General features: G+C 56.6%; 17 protein-coding genes. 4 read left to right on the plus strand and 13 right to left on the minus strand.

All coding sequences use genetic code 11. The annotated features are described in order from the left end of the window. Positions 1-293: 293 nt before the first annotated feature. Positions 294-950, minus strand: coding sequence for a glutathione S-transferase family protein (locus tag ACFPM8_RS01180; protein ID WP_378994114.1), 657 nt, complete (start codon positions 948-950; stop codon positions 294-296). 292 nt (positions 951-1,242) lie between these two features. On the opposite strand from ACFPM8_RS01180, the gene ACFPM8_RS01185 reads away from it, so the two are divergent. Then, the gene (locus tag ACFPM8_RS01185; RefSeq protein ID WP_378994116.1) at positions 1,243-1,551 is read left to right on the plus strand and encodes a DUF1272 domain-containing protein; all 309 of its coding nucleotides are present in this window, start codon (positions 1,243-1,245) and stop codon (positions 1,549-1,551) included. 90 nt (positions 1,552-1,641) lie between these two features. Continuing rightward, the gene (locus tag ACFPM8_RS01190; RefSeq protein ID WP_378994118.1) at positions 1,642-2,079 is read left to right on the plus strand and encodes a hypothetical protein; all 438 of its coding nucleotides are present in this window, start codon (positions 1,642-1,644) and stop codon (positions 2,077-2,079) included. A 46-nt stretch (positions 2,080-2,125) separates the two neighbouring features. Here the strand turns inward: ACFPM8_RS01190 and ACFPM8_RS01195 are convergent, their stop codons facing one another. Continuing rightward, positions 2,126-2,557: a universal stress protein gene (locus tag ACFPM8_RS01195; RefSeq protein ID WP_378994120.1), complete on the minus strand. Its 432-nt coding sequence runs from the start codon at positions 2,555-2,557 to the stop codon at positions 2,126-2,128. A 338-nt stretch (positions 2,558-2,895) separates the two neighbouring features. Between ACFPM8_RS01195 and ACFPM8_RS01200 the strand changes: the two genes are divergently transcribed. Continuing rightward, positions 2,896-3,639, plus strand: a complete 744-nt coding sequence (locus ACFPM8_RS01200; RefSeq protein ID WP_378994122.1) for an MgtC/SapB family protein — start codon at positions 2,896-2,898, stop codon at positions 3,637-3,639. A 458-nt stretch (positions 3,640-4,097) separates the two neighbouring features. On the opposite strand, the gene ACFPM8_RS01205 is transcribed toward ACFPM8_RS01200, so the two are convergent. From ACFPM8_RS01205 to prpB, 9 genes are all read right to left on the minus strand, one after another. Then, complete coding sequence (locus tag ACFPM8_RS01205) at positions 4,098-5,498, minus strand: neprosin family prolyl endopeptidase (protein WP_378994124.1); 1,401 nt, start codon at positions 5,496-5,498, stop codon at positions 4,098-4,100. A gap of 512 nt (positions 5,499-6,010) precedes the next feature. Further along, positions 6,011-6,691: an esterase/lipase family protein gene (locus ACFPM8_RS01210; protein WP_378994125.1), complete on the minus strand. Its 681-nt coding sequence runs from the start codon at positions 6,689-6,691 to the stop codon at positions 6,011-6,013. Positions 6,692-6,706: 15 nt separating this feature from the next. After that, positions 6,707-6,967 carry a hypothetical protein gene (locus ACFPM8_RS01215; protein ID WP_378994127.1) on the minus strand — a complete coding sequence of 87 codons (261 nt, stop codon included), beginning with the start codon at positions 6,965-6,967 and terminating at the stop codon, positions 6,707-6,709. A gap of 49 nt (positions 6,968-7,016) precedes the next feature. Next, entirely contained in the window at positions 7,017-7,928 is a 912-nt protein-coding gene (locus ACFPM8_RS01220; RefSeq protein ID WP_378994499.1) for a pseudouridine synthase, read from the minus strand. Then, positions 7,922-8,413, minus strand: a complete 492-nt coding sequence (locus ACFPM8_RS01225; protein WP_378994129.1) for an arsinothricin resistance N-acetyltransferase ArsN1 family B — start codon at positions 8,411-8,413, stop codon at positions 7,922-7,924. Before ACFPM8_RS01225 ends, ACFPM8_RS01220 begins: the two co-directional genes overlap by 7 nt. Positions 8,414-8,645: 232 nt before the next feature. Next, entirely contained in the window at positions 8,646-10,097 is a 1,452-nt protein-coding gene (locus ACFPM8_RS01230) for a bifunctional 2-methylcitrate dehydratase/aconitate hydratase (protein WP_378994131.1), read from the minus strand. 31 nt (positions 10,098-10,128) lie between these two features. Further along, positions 10,129-10,524, minus strand: a complete 396-nt coding sequence (locus ACFPM8_RS01235) for a hypothetical protein (RefSeq protein ID WP_378994133.1) — start codon at positions 10,522-10,524, stop codon at positions 10,129-10,131. Positions 10,525-10,623: 99 nt separating this feature from the next. Next, the gene (gene prpC, locus ACFPM8_RS01240) at positions 10,624-11,787 is read right to left on the minus strand and encodes a bifunctional 2-methylcitrate synthase/citrate synthase (RefSeq protein ID WP_378994135.1); all 1,164 of its coding nucleotides are present in this window, start codon (positions 11,785-11,787) and stop codon (positions 10,624-10,626) included. A 24-nt stretch (positions 11,788-11,811) separates the two neighbouring features. Then, complete coding sequence (prpB, locus tag ACFPM8_RS01245) at positions 11,812-12,702, minus strand: methylisocitrate lyase (protein WP_378994501.1); 891 nt, start codon at positions 12,700-12,702, stop codon at positions 11,812-11,814. A 250-nt stretch (positions 12,703-12,952) separates the two neighbouring features. Between prpB and prpR the strand changes: the two genes are divergently transcribed. Continuing rightward, positions 12,953-14,602, plus strand: coding sequence for a propionate catabolism operon regulatory protein PrpR (gene prpR, locus ACFPM8_RS01250; protein ID WP_378994136.1), 1,650 nt, complete (start codon positions 12,953-12,955; stop codon positions 14,600-14,602). A 63-nt stretch (positions 14,603-14,665) separates the two neighbouring features. On the opposite strand, the gene ACFPM8_RS01255 is transcribed toward prpR, so the two are convergent. After that, positions 14,666-15,148, minus strand: a complete 483-nt coding sequence (locus ACFPM8_RS01255) for a hypothetical protein (RefSeq protein ID WP_378994138.1) — start codon at positions 15,146-15,148, stop codon at positions 14,666-14,668. A gap of 30 nt (positions 15,149-15,178) precedes the next feature. After that, on the minus strand, positions 15,179-16,087 hold the full coding sequence (locus ACFPM8_RS01260; protein WP_378994140.1) for a hypothetical protein: 909 nt from the start codon (positions 16,085-16,087) through the stop codon (positions 15,179-15,181). Positions 16,088-16,265 lie beyond the last annotated feature (178 nt).

Genomic DNA, 16,265 nt, shown 5'->3' on the forward strand with positions numbered 1-16,265 from the left:
CAAATCCTTATTTGATGCGGGTTTCAGCGGGTATATTGCAAATTCTCTGCACCTAACTACCCACTTGATCGGTGGTATGCCTACCCGGTTTCAGAGGCGATGATGTTACCGCACTCGCTACTTCGCCGGGGCATGCTGAATCAATCCGGCGATCCTCATGCTGGATCTCACCTCGTTCAAGAGCCTGGAATGTGGCCGCGAGTATTGACACGGGTGCCGGCGAAATACAACCGTGTCATGCCGCCGAAATCAACAAATTACCCTGCTGCTTCAGGCAAGTTGCTCAAGCCTTGTTAGTCGCGATCCGGAGCGCCAAGCGGAAAAAAATGGCGATAAGGACGCGCTTCATCGATCACTCGTGCGACCGACGGCCGTGCATTCAGCCGATCACGATAGGCGCGCACCTTGGGGAAAGCATCGCCAATGCGGTGAACCCAGTCCGCGTAGAACAAGGCCGGAGCCGCAGAACAGTCGGCAAGGCTGAAACTATCTCCGGCTACCCATTCACGCTCCTCCATCCGGCGCTCCAGCCAGGCATACGCCGTGTCGAGGCTCGCGCGGGCGCGAACCACCGCATCGGCGTCGCGCTTCTCTCCGCGCAGAGCGTCGGCGACGATTGCCTGCACCGGAGTGTGAACATAGTTGTCGAAAAAGCGATCGGCGAACCGCACATCGAGCGCATCCGTCGCATCAACCGGGACCAGCCGTGCTGAACCGGGATGATGCAAGTCCAGATACTCGATGATGATCGAGGACTCGATTATCGACTTCTCGCCATCAACCAGGACAGGAAACTTCTTGAACGGCCATAGCCGTTCCAGCTCAGCCGTCGAGGCAGCATCGCCAAGGTCGATCACGTGGAAGGTGAACGGTGTGTCGTTCTCGTAAAGCGCAATCGTCGGCTTCCAGCAATATGAGGCGAACGGGTGACCATAGAGGGTTAGGGACATTCCAGTGCGCTCCTAATTGGGGGTAAGAGAAAAATAAAATGGATGTAACTTGCCACTCGCGAAATGGTATAAGCCACGCAAACAATATGATGCCAAGTTGCGATCGATGATCTTACTGAATTTTAGGCAATACTGCTTCTAGTCAACCTTCAACAATTTCACATTAATTTGGATTGGCTGGATTTGTCCTGAAATTGTCCTTCAAATGACGCTTCGATCCCTTAATATAGTGGCCGATTCTTATGAAGTCGTTGCTGTGCATACCGTCCCCATCAGCTGTCACGAGGAAATCATGCTGGAACTCAGGCCTACCTGTGAGCACTGCAATATTGCGCTGCCGCCCAACGCAACTGAAGCTCGAATCTGCAGCTACGAGTGCACGTTTTGCTCGACGTGTGTCGAGACTATTTTGGAAAATGTCTGCCCCAATTGCGGCGGAGGTTTCGTTCCTCGACCAATCAGGCCTGCCAAAAATTTAAAAGGCGACAATTTCCTTGGCCAAGATCCCGCTAGCATCAAGGTCAAACACAGGCCGGTCGACGTTGAAGCGCATGCTTTATTTGCAGCCGGGATCAAACATATTCCGCCCGAAAAACGGTAACCCGTGCGTTAAAATGCTAGCCGGCAATCAACTGGACTGCCTCCGTGCTGCACACTTCGGCAGCCAGTTTCTTTGAACGTTAGGCCACTTATGAAGAGCTCGCCCACCCTGTGGATTTTTCTGGCAGCGGCAATTGCCGTATTCGGCGTGGCCATCCATCTGGCGGCGATTGTCGGAGGACCGTCTTGGTATGCATTCTTCGGCGCGCCGCCGCGCATAGTTGCGTCCGCCCGCGATGGCACGTGGCTGGCGCCTGTCAGCGCCGCGGGCATTGCCGTTCTTATGGGGCTTTGTGCTGTCTATGCCTGCTCGGCGGCTGGACTGATCCGTCGCCTGCCGTTGCTTCTTCCTGCGCTCGCAAGTATTGCGACGGTTTGCCTGGTCCGCGCTCTCATACTCATCCCGTTGGCATTTAAGCACACTGAACTGCTCAATACGTTCGAGGTTGTTGCTGCTGTCGTTTGGGCAACGGCCGGCGTCGGATTCGCGCTTGGATTCCGTACCGCGCGGACGCGGCCTAACGGGTAAGGGCGAGGCGTCCCATACCCCCTTTGCATGCTGCTTTGCGATCCGGTCAACAATGCACGGCGATGAGAATGCTGGCTTTAACCCGCTCGATCAGCACTGCATCCATCGAACCGCGCCACCAACGCATGGCCAGCGACTTGCGCCGTGAATGGCCGACAATAATAAGTTCAATCCCCAATGCGTCAGCCAGCGCACCGATGACCTCGACCGGCTCCCCCACCTGAAGATGCGGCGCCACATTGAGTCCGGCGGCTGCTATCAGCGCCCGCCCGCGCTCTAACTCTTGCTCCATCATCTGACTCTTGGCAGCGCATTCAATCTCGGGCGCATAGCCTCCCGCCATGCCATACGGCGAAAGCTGAACCACCGCCAGCAAATGGATTTCAGTCGACGGCGGCGGGTTGATACGAATACATTCGTGCAGCGCGGACTGACTCTCCGGAGTGCCGTCATAGGCAACCAAAATTTTCTGGTACATGTCATCCTCCTGCCGTTACCGGGCCATCACATGGGCATAAATCAAGCGATATGGTGATTGTGCGCCCTTTCCATTTCAGCGTGCTGCCTTAAATCCAGGCGCGGGTTCGATGCTCGCCGTCTCCACCATTACAAACTACGCCAGACCGCCGCAGACCGCGTAAACGCTGGAGGTTACCAAAACTGCACGGTCTGGCGACGGCTCAAAATCGCCCGGATTTCGCCTTTCCCTGGCTGTGGTGCGCTACAGTGACGAACTCTGATCGAAAATCGTAGCGTTGCGCCCTAGTCCCTACTTTCGAGGCCCTTAAAAAATAACCCAAAAGAAAACGCGTAAACATGCTTTCATTTAAATTCCTGGCCGCTTATTGGTCCGCTCCTGAAGTCGCCGCCAATGTCTTGATATTCCTCAACTTGCTGGGGGCCCTGCTGCTGGGGATGGTGGTCGGTTATGAGCGCGCATATCACGGGCGCGCTGCCGGGATGCGCACCTACGGCCTGGTATGCATGGCTTCGGCCGGGCTCACCGTGTTCGTCGGTTATCCCAGTCTCTGGTATGGCGGGCACGCCGGATTGCCGGTCAATCCTGATCCGACCCGGGTGGTGCAAGGGGTGGTCACCGGCATCGGCTTTCTCGGCGCCGGGGTCATCATGAAGGAAGGCTTGAATATTCGGGGGCTGACCACCGCGGCGTCGATCTGGACGGCGTCGGCGATCGGGGTCTTGGTCGGCGTCGGCTTCTACGAAGCGGCGATATCGCTGACGCTGTTGTCCACCTTGTGCATGGTGTGGGTGGCTAAGCTTGAGCGCTGGTTGCCGTCGCGGGCCGGCGTCGCCATCTCGGTGGAGTTCGAAAAAGGTTTTGTCCCGCGCGAGGAAGTATTGCGCAAGGTGGCACTGGAGCGCGGCTATGAGATTGCCGGCGGCTCGTTGACGATCAGCTCGCATGACAAGCGTGCGAAATGGCATTTTGTCGCCATCGCCATCGACAGCAAGAAAGGAACCTCGGTTTCCGAACTGGCGCGCATGATGAATTCCTACGAGGGGGTCGAGAACTTTGAGTTGACCCATTGCCGCAACTGAGCGACTTTTTCCGTAATCCGATTCGTCACTCATCGCGTGGCGCAGTCTTGCGGACAGTTGCAGCGATTCTCCCCCGGTCCGCAGATCCCGTCGCCGCAGCGGGTACAGATTTGTATGCTTGGCGGCGCAGAGCTGCCGCACCCTGCGTTTGCCGGTGCGGTGGCAGGGATCGCAGTCAAGCCCGCGCAGCAGGCGCTGCCGAGATCTTTGCCGTCGACATCTTGTCCCTCGCTACGGCAGGGTTGACGATCTTTGTCTGCCAGCCTGGACGGGATGCAAGTCATGCCGGGAACTTCGCCGGGGCTGTTGTTGCAAATCCTTTCCCGGGTCGCGGGATCGGGCCGTGAAGCAGACGGGGCTGATGGAATTTTCTCGCTACAAGCGACCGCGAAGAATGCGATAACGAGGCACTGCATGAAAATTTTGTCATGGGGTTTCATGCAGCGCCTCGGGGTCGCCTAACGGCAATTGTTATAGTCGTAGCCAGGCCCGCCATAGAAGAAATACGAACCCCAGTTGGCGTCGCCAGAATAGTAGGCGATGTCATAGCAAGCCGAATCCGAACGGCTGGTGGTCAAGCCGGTGGCCTCGGTGTTCCAGACCGTATTCGGGTTGGTGGTGGTGGTGTAGTTGTAGTTCAGTTTTTTCATGTAGGCCGCTTTTTGAAACCAGGCTGATGGGAAGCTGCCGCTGCCCATATCGGTCGAAGTGTGCAGGTTCAAGTTGCGATTGTCGATGATTTCGCCGCCGAAATCGATCTCCGCCGCATGGTCCTGCACCCCTCCGGCGTTGTACAGGGCACGCGGATAATAGCCCACCCATTGGCCCTGGAAGTTAAGCCACCAAGCGCCGCCGTCCATGTCCTTGAACCATTGCATGCTCGCTTCGTATTGGGCACCATTGAACACGCTGACCGGACTCAGCACCGCGCCCGGATAGATGCTGGAACTGACTTGCACAAAATCGCCGCAGGTATTGTTGTAGCAGCCGGTGCCGGGCGCATAGCCGCCGCGCGTCGAGTAGATGAACAAGTGCGGGTTGTCGTCGTTGTAGAGGTCGTGGTATTTCTGGGTGCCGACTTCCAGCGTTTGCAAACCGCCGCCGCTGCCGGCCACCACCCAGATTTGACCCAGGCTGAATTCGCTGTTGAGCTCGGTATAAGTTGCCCAGACATTGATGGTGGATTGCGCGCCCCAGTTTGTGACGTAACGATAAGCATGGGCGTATTGATGCTGGCTGGTCGGCCCGTTATGGAAAGGTGGGATGATTGGCGTTGCGCGGCGCGCTGCACCGGCCGGATATTTAGCGAAAAAGTCGTCCAACGACGAGAACCTATGCAAGTCTTCGCTGGTCACTTCCGGGATCGGCACCGAGCCTGCGGGGCAAGCCCCGGTCTGTGCTGCCGCCGCCGCACCGGTCGCAGCTTCGATTTCAAATAGCGGTTCAATCATGTTGTGGGTGGCGGCTGCAGGCGCTTGCGCTGGTGCGGAGCGCGGCGACAGTTCCACTTTGTGCCCCTGCAATAGTTTATTTTTCAGGGCCGGCTGGGCGTTGATGTCGACGCAATCGACTTTGCGTCCCTTGGCGTTGATCAGCGACTTGTGGATCGCCGCGCGGTCGATCCTTTCGTCCAGGTATTTTTGCATCCGGGCCAGTTCGCCGGCGCTTTGCACACGAACCGCTTGTGCGCTCAGGAACGGCAATTTATCGTCGCCCCTGTTGCCATTCTGACTAGACGCGGCCGTCGTCGCGCTGGCGCTTGCGTCGGTATCGGCCGCCAAACTGTAATCGGCCACGGTGCTCAGCGCTGTCATCGAGATGGCGGCTGCAAAGCGGATGAGATTTTTTGTATGTGTCATTTCATATCCCCTGCGGTGAAAAAAATGTTGATAAGGCGGAGTCAAACCTGATCCGCAACAGCATTTGATTTGCATTGCAATAGCTGGCAAGCGCCATTCATTGAGGGGACCGCTTGCCCGGTCCCGTGTAGACGTCAATGCGCGTTCTTTAGCGGCAGATATATCGCCTCGCCGTCACTTTCAGGCGGGTCAATAGCCGAGCTTGCGAGTGTTCCGAGATGTGGATCAGCGCAGGATTAGCGCAGCGCGCTGCTATGGATGGTCATCGTGGATAGACATGTTTCTCCCCAAATACCGTTTTAATTTTTAGATTTGTTTCGATTTCATAGTAGCGAACGGTTTTTATTCCGCAAGGGAATATTTCTATGCGGGCATAAACAACATAAGGCTGAATGAATGGCAGCTCGCAACCGATAGCCGGCGACTACAAAGGACAGTTGACAAAGGGGATAGGGAGCAATGACTTGGTATGCATTGATACCGCTTGAAACAACATGCAGAACCGCCTGTTGTTATTTTTTACTGCCGTCCAGGTGCAGGTCCGGCTCCGTACCGCGCATGGTGCGCACCGCGGCCACGATGTCGTCAGTCACCTGGCGCGAATTCATGATGAAGGTATGAATGGTCGGCACCATCACCACCGGCAGCGATGCCAGCTGGGTTTCGGTCAGGGACAGGATGCCGTCGTTGAGTTCATCGCCCAAGGGCAGCCAGCGCCCGCGCGGGCCGCTGGTGCCGGCATAAATGCGGACCGGAACACTGGGCAGCGGCAACGCATCCATGAAATCCTGTTGCGCCAGCAACTGTCCCATTTCACCCGTCAGCATACGGAACAAGCGCCATTGCGCCACTCGCTTGGCGTAGGTGGATGCCTTCATCGGCGGCGCCAGGAAAAAACATGCCTCCGGCGCTCGCGCCAATTGCGGCAGCACCGCCCGCGTCAGCACACAGCCGAGCGAATGGCCGATCACAATGTATTGCGCCGCTTCGGCGCGCGCAGCGATGAAGCGGCGCAAACGTTCGACACAAGGTTGCCAACGTTCCAAGGTCGCGGAATAAGCAAACAAATGCGGCTGGATTCCTGCCGCCCGCAAGCGCCTGGCCAGAATCAACATCGAGATGGGGGTATGCCCCATGCCATGAATCAGAATCGCGCGCATGGGCGTATTGCTGAATTGATGGTCGATCATCATCGCTTGTTTACTTACTTATTTATCTTTTCTGACCAGCTGCTTTTCAAAGGCGACGTCCAGCTTGCTGACGCGCTTTGGTTTTTGCGGGCCGTAGCCATTGACGAACTTCACGAAGTCGTCCAGCTCCAGCGCTTCGCTGACACGGATGGCCGGTTCGGCGCCGGCATTCTGCGCCAGATAAAACAACTCGTCGGCGGTGCGCACCATCGAATAGCGCAAGTCGGTGCTGCGGGCGTTGAGGCGTTCTACTGCTGCGGTGGCTCGGGTCGATCTCATGCGGTTCTCCTGTTCATCATCATATTCTTCTCAACTTTCAAAGCCAATCTCAAAGCGCCCTGCCGCTTTCAAAATAATGCTGCCGCCCGCTCAACGGGTCCTGGAACCCGATCGCGCGCGCCAGCAATTTCAGCGGCGTCGAAAAATCATCTCCTTTGCAAGGATGCGCATCGGGATAGAACGCGTCGTTGACGATCGGTATCCCGAGCGCTGCCAGATGCACCCGCAGCTGATGTTTTCTGCCGGTCAGCGGACGCAGGCGATACAAGCTGGTTTCAGCACGTTGTTCGATCAGTTCGATGCGGGTTTCCGAATTGGGCTCGCCGGCCACTTCCTGCATCCGAAAAAACGGCGTGCCGTCAACCATCCGGCTGCGATAGACCAGCGGCAATCTGCGCGCCAGATCCGGCAAGGTCGGCGCCAGCGCCTCGTACACTTTATCAACCACTCGTTGTTGGAATAGCGATTGATAAGCGCCGCGGCTGGCGATGTCATGCGAAAAAATCACCACCCCGGCAGTTTCGCGATCGAGCCGGTGAATCGGGGTCAGATTGGCCAGACCGGTTTTCTTTTTCAGGCGCACCAGCAAGGTTTCGTGCAAAAAACGGCCGGTCGGGATCACCGGCAAAAAATGTGGTTTGTCGGCAACCAGTATCCTGTCGTCCTGATACAGGATGGTTTCTTCAAACGGAATCGGCGTTTCCGCTTCCAGCTCGCGGTAATAAAAAATACAGCTGCCGCGCCGGTACGGGCTATCCGGCTTCAGCCGCGCGCCTTTGCCGTCGACCACCTCACCGCGCTCCATGCGCGCGATCCAGGTGGCGCTGTCGATCGCGGGGAAACGCTGCTCCAGGAAGGTCAGCAGATTGGGCCAGTCGCCGACCGGCAGCCACAGGTAGCTGGGGGCGACGCCATCGACGATAGGCAACGGCGGCAGCGGCGATGAAGAGAGTGTCACAATAATTTTTGCCAATAAGCTACGTCAATCCATCGGTCGAATTTTTTGCCGACCTGGGTAAAATGCGCGACTTTTTCAAAGCCCATTTTTTCATGCAGCGCGACGCTGCCCGGATTCGGCTGCGCGATGCCGCCGATCACGACGTGCACCGGCAGCTTGGCGAGTTCCGCCAGCAAAGCCCGATACAGCGCAGTGCCCAGACCTTTGCCGGCTGCCTCGTCGGCCAGATAGACCGAGCTCTCCACCGCATGCCGATAGGCGGCGCGCACGCGCCATTTGGTGGCATAGGCATAACCCAGGATCTGCCCGTCCACTTCGCACACCAGCCACGGAAAAGTCGCAGTGATATCGGTCACCCGCTGCGCCATTTGTTCCGGCGTCACCGCTTCGGTTTCGAAACTGATCGTGGTATTTAACACGTAGTGGTTGTAAATACGGCAGATGGCGGCTGCATCGTCGATGGCTGCCGGGCGAATGATGTGAGTCATGGTGCGGGTGGATGATAGAGCTGGCGGGAGAAAGTGCAAATGCATGCAATGATACCGCGCAATTGCTTCCGATTAGAAAGAACTGTAGGGCGGAAAAGCGCAGCGTCTTCCGCCATGCATACCTCTGTCGCATGTTGTGCGGGCGATGCGGCGGATAACGCTGCGCTCATCCGCCCTACGCAGTTGCATCGGCCTCAAATGCAAAGCGCCCCGTCTGGCGGGGCGCAATTTTTTAGATCACATACAGGTCAACATACTCATTGACCGCCATGTCTTCCAGCTTCTTCTGGTCGAGTGAAATGTCCAGGATTTTTTGCTGTTGCTTGAGCGGGAACTGGCGCGCCAGATTGGTTTTGAACTTGGCTTCCAGCAGCGGGATGCCGTCCTTGCGGCGGCGGGCGTGGCCGATCGGGTATTCGACCACGATTTCCTTGAGTTTCTTGCCGTCCTTGAATTCCACCGTCAATGCATTGGCGATCGAACGCTTCTTCGGATCGTGATAATCCTTGGTGAAGTCCTTGTCTTCAACGCAGACGATCTTGTCGCGCAAGACGTCGATCCGTTTGTCGGCGGCGATATTGTCTTCGTAATCGCTGGCGGTCAGGCGACCGAAAATCAGCGGCACCGCCACCATGTACTGGATACAGTGGTCGCGGTCGGCCGGATTGTTCAACGGGCCCTTCTTGTCGATGATGCGGATGCAGGCTTCATGGGTGCGGATCGTGATTTGCTTGATATCGTCCACCGACTTGCCGGCCTTGGCCAGTGCGGCGTGCAAGGTCATCGCGGCTTCGACCGCGGTTTGCGAGTGGAACTCGGCCGGGAACGAAATCTTGAACAGCACGTTTTCCATCACATACGATTCGTACTTGCGCTGGAACTTGAACGGCTGGCCTTTGAACAGGACGTCGTAAAAACCCCAGGTCTTGGCAGTCAACACCGATGGGTAACCCATCTCGCCGGTCTTGGCGATCAGCGCCAGACGCACCGCGCGCGAAGTCGCATCGCCGGCGGCCCAGGACTTGCGGGAGCCGGTGTTCGGCGCGTGACGATAGGTGCGCAGCGCCTGACCGTCAACCCATGCCAGCGACACCGCATTGAGAATTTCTTCGCGAGTCAGTCCCATCATTTCGGCGACCACCGCGGTCGAGGCCACCTTGACCAGCACCACGTGGTCCAGGCCGACCTTGTTGAACGAATTTTCGAGCGCGATACAGCCTTGGATTTCATGCGCCTTGATCATGCCGGTCAGCACGTCTTTCATCTTCAGCGGCTTCTTGCCGGCGGCAATCGCATTGCGCGACAACCAGTCGGCAGTCGCCAGGATGCCGCCCAGATTGTCGGATGGATGACCCCATTCAGCGGCCAGCCAGGTGTCGTTGAAATCCAGCCAGCGGATCATCATGCCGATGTTGAAGGCGGCCTGGATCGGATCGAGCTGGAATTGGGTGCCGGGCACTTTGGCGCCGTTCGGCACCACGGTGCCTGGAACGATCGGCCCCATCAATTTCTTGCAGGCCGGATACTCCAACGCCTCCAGACCGCAACCCAGGGTGTCGATCAGGCAGTTGCGGGCGGTGTCGTAAGCGACTTTGGAGGTGATCTTGTATTTCGTCACGTAGTCGACGATATCGACCAATACTTTGTCGTATTTGGGACGGACGTTGGAGATAGCAGCTGACATGGTTTTCCTTGTAGTTAAGTAATCGAATTGTTTAGCGCAACTTGCATTCATTCGCCAGTTGCTGTCCCGACTTGGTATTGAGCAGCATAGACTTGGCTGGAATCTGGATCCACACCAGGCCGCTGGACTTGTCTTCCAAACGTACCGCACCGGTGCTGGTCGAGGCGGCTGTCATCGGATAGGCACGACCTTTCCAGGTCAATTTCACCGCGCCGCCGGCATCGCTGGCGAGAGCGATGCGGTTCCCCATTTCACAATAGAAATTCCCGGTCACTAAATTGGCCGCTGGTGCCGGCGCCGGCGCCACGTCCACCGTTTTGACCGGTTCGGCCGGCTTGGTTTCAGTCAGAGGCACGTTTGAGCCGCAGCCGGCCAGCAAGCCGGTGAGGGTCAGAATTGAGGCAATGCGAAATTTAAAAGCGTTCATTTTGTTACCTGCCGATAGGCGTTTAGTTGCAATGAGCCTCCCCAGCAATCGCTGGGGAGTAAGTCGATTGGCTCATCGATGCGCCCATGTTGCGGACGCTTATTTTCGCTTGCCAATTGGGATAAATTTTAGATCTTCCGGACCGACATAATTCGCCGACGGACGAATAATCTTGTTGTCGATGCGCTGCTCGATGATGTGCGCAGCCCAGCCGGAAGTGCGGGCGATCACGAACAGCGGCGTGAACATCGCGGTCGGCACGCCCATCATGTGATACGACACCGCCGAGAACCAGTCGAGGTTGGGGAACATCTTTTTGATGTCCCACATCACCGTTTCAAGCCGCTCGGCAATATCGAACATCTTGGTCGAGCCGGCATCTTTCGACAGCTGGCGCGCGACTTCCTTGATCACTTTGTTGCGCGGGTCGGAGATGGTGTACACCGGATGGCCGAAGCCGATCACGATTTCCTTGTTTTCCACGCGCTTCTTGATGTCCGCTTCGGCCTCGTCCGGATTGTCGTAACGCTTCTGGATTTCAAACGCGACTTCGTTGGCGCCGCCATGCTTGGGACCGCGCAATGCGCCGATCGCGCCGGTAATGGCGGAATGCATGTCCGAGCCGGTGCCGGCAATCACACGCGCGGCGAAAGTGGAAGCGTTGAACTCGTGTTCGGCGTAAAGAATCAGCGAAGTATGCATCGCTTTTTCCCATGCCTTGGACGGCTTCTCGCCGTGCAGCAGGTGCAGGAAGTGGCCGCCGATCGATTCATCGTCGGTTTCGACGTCGATCCGGTTGCCGTTGTGGCTGTAGTGATACCAGTACAACAGCATCGAGCCGAACGAAGCCATCAGGCGGTCGGCGATATCGCGCGCGCCCGGTGTGTTGTGGTCGTCTTTTTCCGGCAAGATACAGCCCAGTGCCGAGACCCCGGTACGCATCACATCCATCGGATGCGACGCCGCCGGCATCCATTCGAGTGCGGCCTTGACGTTGGCCGGCAAGCCGCGCAAGGCTTTCAGTTTGGTTTTGTAGGCTTTCAGTTCCGCGCTGTTGGGCAGCTTGCCGTGCACCAGCAGATGCGCGATTTCCTCGAATTCGCAGCTATCGGCGATGTCCAGAATGTCGTAGCCGCGGTAGTGCAAATCGTTGCCGGTTTTGCCGACCGTGCAGAGCGCGGTATTGCCGGCCGTGACGCCGGACAGGGCCACCGATTTCTTCGGGGTGAAAGTGGGTGTTTGCGATGTAGCTTGTTCACTCATGCAGTTCTCCTTGATTGAATCGGATTATTTTGCTTTTTGTTGCGCGAATAACGCATCCAGCTTTTGCTCGAATTCGTGGTAGTTGATGCGCTCGTACAATTCGGCCCGGGTCTGCATCGTATCCACCACATTCTTCTGGGTGCCGTCGCGACGCAGCGCTGTGTAGACGTTTTCGGCCGCCTTGTTCATCGCGCGGAATGCCGACAGCGGATACAGCACCAGACCGACATCGACCGATTTCAGCTCGTCCACCGTGAACAACGGCGTCGCGCCGAACTCGGTGATATTGGCCAGCACCGGCACCTTGACCGCGGCGGCAAAGGTTTTGTACATGTCGAGCTGGGTGATCGCCTCTGGAAAAATCATGTCGGCGCCGGCTTCGACGCAGGCCATGGCGCGCTCCAATGCGGCATCCAGGCCTTCCACCGCCAGCGCATCGGTGCGCGCCATGATGACGAAGTTGTCATCGGTACGGGCGTCGACTGCGGCCTTGATGCGATCCACCATTTCCTGCTTGCTGACGATCTCTTTGTTGGGGCGGTGACCGCAGCGCTTGGCGCCGACCTGGTCTTCGATGTGGATCGCCGCCGCGCCGAACTTGATCATGGACTTCACGGTGCGGGCGACGTTGAAGGCCGACGAGCCGAAGCCGGTATCGACATCCACCAGCAACGGCAAGTCGCAGACGTCGGTAATGCGCCGGACGTCGGTCAATACATCGTCCAGATTGGAAATCCCCAGATCGGGCAAACCCAGCGAGCCGGCAGCGACGCCGCCGCCAGATAAATAGATCGCCTTGAAACCGGCGCGCTTGGCCAGCAATGCGTGGTTGGCGTTGATCGCCCCCACCACCTGTAGCGGCGACTCGTCCCTGACCGCTTGTCGAAATGCAGCACCTGCCGAATATTGCGTCATGTCCTCACCTTGTCTTTGATGAAACAGTTTCATGGATAATTTGCTGAACTCTTATTGCAATCGCCATGCCATCCGCTGAATTCTTGGCAGAAATATCACCTGCCGCGGCCCATGCACAGCATATGCTTATTTAGAATCAAGCACTTAGCCGCACGGCATCGACTGCGCCGTGACATTGCGCCGGCTTCAATTGTGTTCCATACTTCGTTCCGCTCATAAATTTGAAACATAAATGAAACATCATTGAAACATGCCACGCCCACTGCCCCCACCGCATCCGTCATCCCGAGATCACAATGAGCGGCCGGTCATATGGACCGCCTCGGTATCGCGTCTGTTCGACCTGTTTCGCGACATCACGCTGGAATTCGATCATCAAGCCAACATCGCACCGATTCAGCTGGGATTCGAAGATGCGGTCCAGCACATCCGGGAACGGCTGGCGACCGAGCGCTGCGATGCGGTGATTGCCGCCGGTTCCAATGGCGCTTATCTGAAAAGCCGGTTGTCGGTCCCGGTCATCATCGCCAAAGCCAGCGGCTTCGATGTGATGCAGGCGCTGGCGCGGGCTCGCAAGATCACGCCGCATGTCGGCGTTATCACCTATCAGGAAACGCTGCCGGCACTGAGCGAATTCCAGGCCATGTATGGCTTGAACATCGAACAGCGCAGCTACGCCACCGAAGAAGATGCCAGAGCCCAGATCAATGAATTGAAAGCCGTCGGCATCAAGGCCATCGTCGGCGCCGGCCTGATTACCGACCTGGCCGACGAGGCCGGGCTGACCGGCGTGTTCGTCTATTCCGCGGCGTCGATCCGGCAGGCTTTCAACGATGCGCTCGAATTGGCGCGCCTGACCCAGCTGGAAGCGGCGCGCGGCCGCAGCCATCCGGTGGCCGACACGCTGCGGGCCAAACATGGATTGAATGACTTACGCGGCAGCTCCGACGCGATGGAGGCTGTGCGCAGGTCGGTCACGCTATTTTCGCGCTCGCCGGCAACCGTATTGATTCACGGCGAAACCGGCACCGGCAAGGAGTTGGCGGCGCAAGCCATTCATCGCGAACATCCGTTGGCGCAAGGCACTGCCGCCGGCAAAACCATGCGCCCTTTCGTCGCCGTCAATTGCGGCGCGATCGCCGAATCGCTGCTGGAATCGGAACTGTTCGGGCATGAAGAAGGCGCATTCACCGGCTCGCGCCGCGGCGGCCGCGCCGGTCTGTTTGAGGCCGCGCATCGCGGCACCTTGTTCCTCGACGAAATCGGCGAAATGCCGCTGGCGCTACAGACCCGCTTGCTGCGCGTACTGGAAGAGCGCGAAGTGGTCAGGGTCGGCGGCACCCGGCCGATTGCGGTCGATGTCCGCATCATCAGCGCCACCCATTGCGATCTGGAAGCAAGAGTACGCGACGGCCGTTTTCGGGCCGACCTGTTTTATCGGATCAGCGTGTTGCGCCTGAATTTGCCGCCCTTGCGTGCTCGTTCGGACGACCTGGTCGCGCTGGCGGAATGGTGTTTGAAACACGCGCTGGCATCGCTCGACTTGCGGCCGCATGCCAACCTGCATGCCGAGGTGGCGGCCTGCGCAGCGCTGCTGGCCGGCTATGCGTGGCCGGGCAATGTGCGCGAATTGCGCAACCTGATGGAACGGGTAGCGTTGTTCCTGGCGGCGGAACCGTTGCGGGCGCTGACGCCGGCATTTTTGCTGTCGGTGGCGCCGGAGTTGATGGCTGGGGTTGAGTTGGGAAGGCGTGCTACCGAAACGGCATTGGCAGCGCCGAAGCTGCCGGCGGTAACGGAATCGGTCGAACAGGTGCTGGCGCGATTCGGTGGAGATCGGGCTGCGACGGCCAAGTATTTGGGAATTAGCCGGACCACGCTGTGGCGTAAATTAAAGTAGGACCAACACCCAATTTTTGCAACGGCTTGCCGAAATATTTCCGATATCCGCGATTGCTATTTTTCAAGGCCGTTTAATACCGAAGAATATCTTGTTATAGCCAGATTTTTCCGGAGTTCCATAAATGATAAATACCGCACCTGTTAGCAGTATTTTTTCTTGTCGGAAAGCAGCGGTAATTAATCCTGATGCATTCGTTTTCAAATCTCCCCTTTCACCGATAACATCATACAAAGTAGCCGGACTATGAGTAACATCGGTGATTGTCCCATCTGCCTCAATCATTTCAACCTTCAGTTGAAGACTCCGGCCCATCGTGATAGGAACAATATTAGCTTCATAGATCGCTCCGGCCTGCTCAGTATTTGTAACCAATCCTTTTCTTTCTAGGCTCTCCATATCGCGCTCCCCCAGAACAGGGCGTCTATCAATGCTGATACGTAACTCCACATTTGGTCCTGTACCGGGATAAGTCGTGCTTATTTCCGCCCACGCCATCGTCGGGAACAACAGTAATGCTGCGCAAAAAAATCTGACTATATTCATCAAACCCTCCTTCGTATGTGAAATTTACTTTCAGCTTTTGGAACGGCTTGCCTGACATAGTGTCCGTATTTTATTCCGTGTTGCTGCAATGACCTTGCTTGCAAAAAATGTCGGAATAATTCCATTTTGTTCAGCAACACATTCATTAATATACGCACCTACCTCATCCCAATCCCTATCAGTACCGCATCCATTTTCGTTGAGCGCTTTTTGTAAATCTTGTTCTATATGATATTCAGCCATCTTGTCCTCGCATCTTTTCTTTTTCACATAGCTTGGAAGGTATTCCCACTGAGAACCGCAGGCTTGCATCACCTCATTCCACTTCCCCGACTTGTCCAAAAACGGCCGTACAAAAGCCGGCACAACCTTGGTCAGCCACGTCTTGTCTTTCATTTGCGGACGGCTGCCGCAAGAGTATTTGGCAATGCAACGTTGATTGATAACGAAACCATTGGTCGAGTCCTTTTCAGGCTGTGGGATTTTATCCAGCGCTTCCACCATCGCGTAGCACAGATCATTCGGCTTGATATAGAACAAGCGTATCGAGTCTGATGAATAGCAAATCGGAGCAGGCCACTTTCTATGGATCCAGCCTTCAACCATGAACTCGTTGCGACCCTCGAATAGTCTAACGGGGCCATATTCGGTAGATGCATCGAAAAAGGGCATTGGACTGGGGAGAGGTGCAAACTCGGAAACGTAGGCCATGTCGTTATCCGGTATGCCATAGATATGTTTTTGTATGACGCCAATTCCATGCCAGTTATTTAACCAGACTTGCGGCCGACCAGCTGCGGTAATGTTGACATCAGCTGTGCGAAAGACACTGTTCTTTGCTGGCGAGGTGAAATACAGGCTGCATGATTGGGCACTGCCGTAAGAGCAGCAGCTTATCAATGCGGATGCCACTAACCATGACAGTCGAGGTTGATGCATGCTGCCCCCTGCAAACGTTGGAGCAAGTAGTCTAGCGTGGACGATGTTTTTTTTGATGTAAGGAATTTCTTAAATTTGCGGATCTTTTTCCTTTTCAGCAACGGGATCCAGCATCAACGCGACTAGCTGCCACACAATCAACACGCTGCTCAAACGTCTAGCAGCGAACAGGCGCTGC

The sequence above is a fragment of the Paraherbaspirillum soli genome, from assembly GCF_042654985.1.
GTDB lineage: Bacteria > Pseudomonadota > Gammaproteobacteria > Burkholderiales > Burkholderiaceae_D > Paraherbaspirillum > Paraherbaspirillum soli.

Coding starts and splice junctions, on each gene's coding strand:
- ACFPM8_RS01210 (WP_378994125.1), bottom strand. CDS start 6,691: ATGATGATCGACCATCAATTCAGCAATACGCCCATGCGCGCGATTCTG.
- ACFPM8_RS01235 (WP_378994133.1), bottom strand. CDS start 10,524: ATGAACGCTTTTAAATTTCGCATTGCCTCAATTCTGACCCTCACCGGC.
- ACFPM8_RS01230 (WP_378994131.1), bottom strand. CDS start 10,097: ATGTCAGCTGCTATCTCCAACGTCCGTCCCAAATACGACAAAGTATTG.
- prpB (WP_378994501.1), bottom strand. CDS start 12,702: ATGACGCAATATTCGGCAGGTGCTGCATTTCGACAAGCGGTCAGGGAC.
- ACFPM8_RS01190 (WP_378994118.1), top strand. CDS start 1,642: ATGAAGAGCTCGCCCACCCTGTGGATTTTTCTGGCAGCGGCAATTGCC.
- prpC (WP_378994135.1), bottom strand. CDS start 11,787: ATGAGTGAACAAGCTACATCGCAAACACCCACTTTCACCCCGAAGAAA.
- ACFPM8_RS01215 (WP_378994127.1), bottom strand. CDS start 6,967: ATGAGATCGACCCGAGCCACCGCAGCAGTAGAACGCCTCAACGCCCGC.
- ACFPM8_RS01205 (WP_378994124.1), bottom strand. CDS start 5,498: ATGACACATACAAAAAATCTCATCCGCTTTGCAGCCGCCATCTCGATG.
- prpR (WP_378994136.1), top strand. CDS start 12,953: ATGCCACGCCCACTGCCCCCACCGCATCCGTCATCCCGAGATCACAAT.
- ACFPM8_RS01195 (WP_378994120.1), bottom strand. CDS start 2,557: ATGTACCAGAAAATTTTGGTTGCCTATGACGGCACTCCGGAGAGTCAG.
- ACFPM8_RS01200 (WP_378994122.1), top strand. CDS start 2,896: ATGCTTTCATTTAAATTCCTGGCCGCTTATTGGTCCGCTCCTGAAGTC.
- ACFPM8_RS01255 (WP_378994138.1), bottom strand. CDS start 15,148: ATGAATATAGTCAGATTTTTTTGCGCAGCATTACTGTTGTTCCCGACG.
- ACFPM8_RS01260 (WP_378994140.1), bottom strand. CDS start 16,087: ATGCATCAACCTCGACTGTCATGGTTAGTGGCATCCGCATTGATAAGC.
- ACFPM8_RS01180 (WP_378994114.1), bottom strand. CDS start 950: ATGTCCCTAACCCTCTATGGTCACCCGTTCGCCTCATATTGCTGGAAG.
- ACFPM8_RS01185 (WP_378994116.1), top strand. CDS start 1,243: ATGCTGGAACTCAGGCCTACCTGTGAGCACTGCAATATTGCGCTGCCG.
- ACFPM8_RS01225 (WP_378994129.1), bottom strand. CDS start 8,413: ATGACTCACATCATTCGCCCGGCAGCCATCGACGATGCAGCCGCCATC.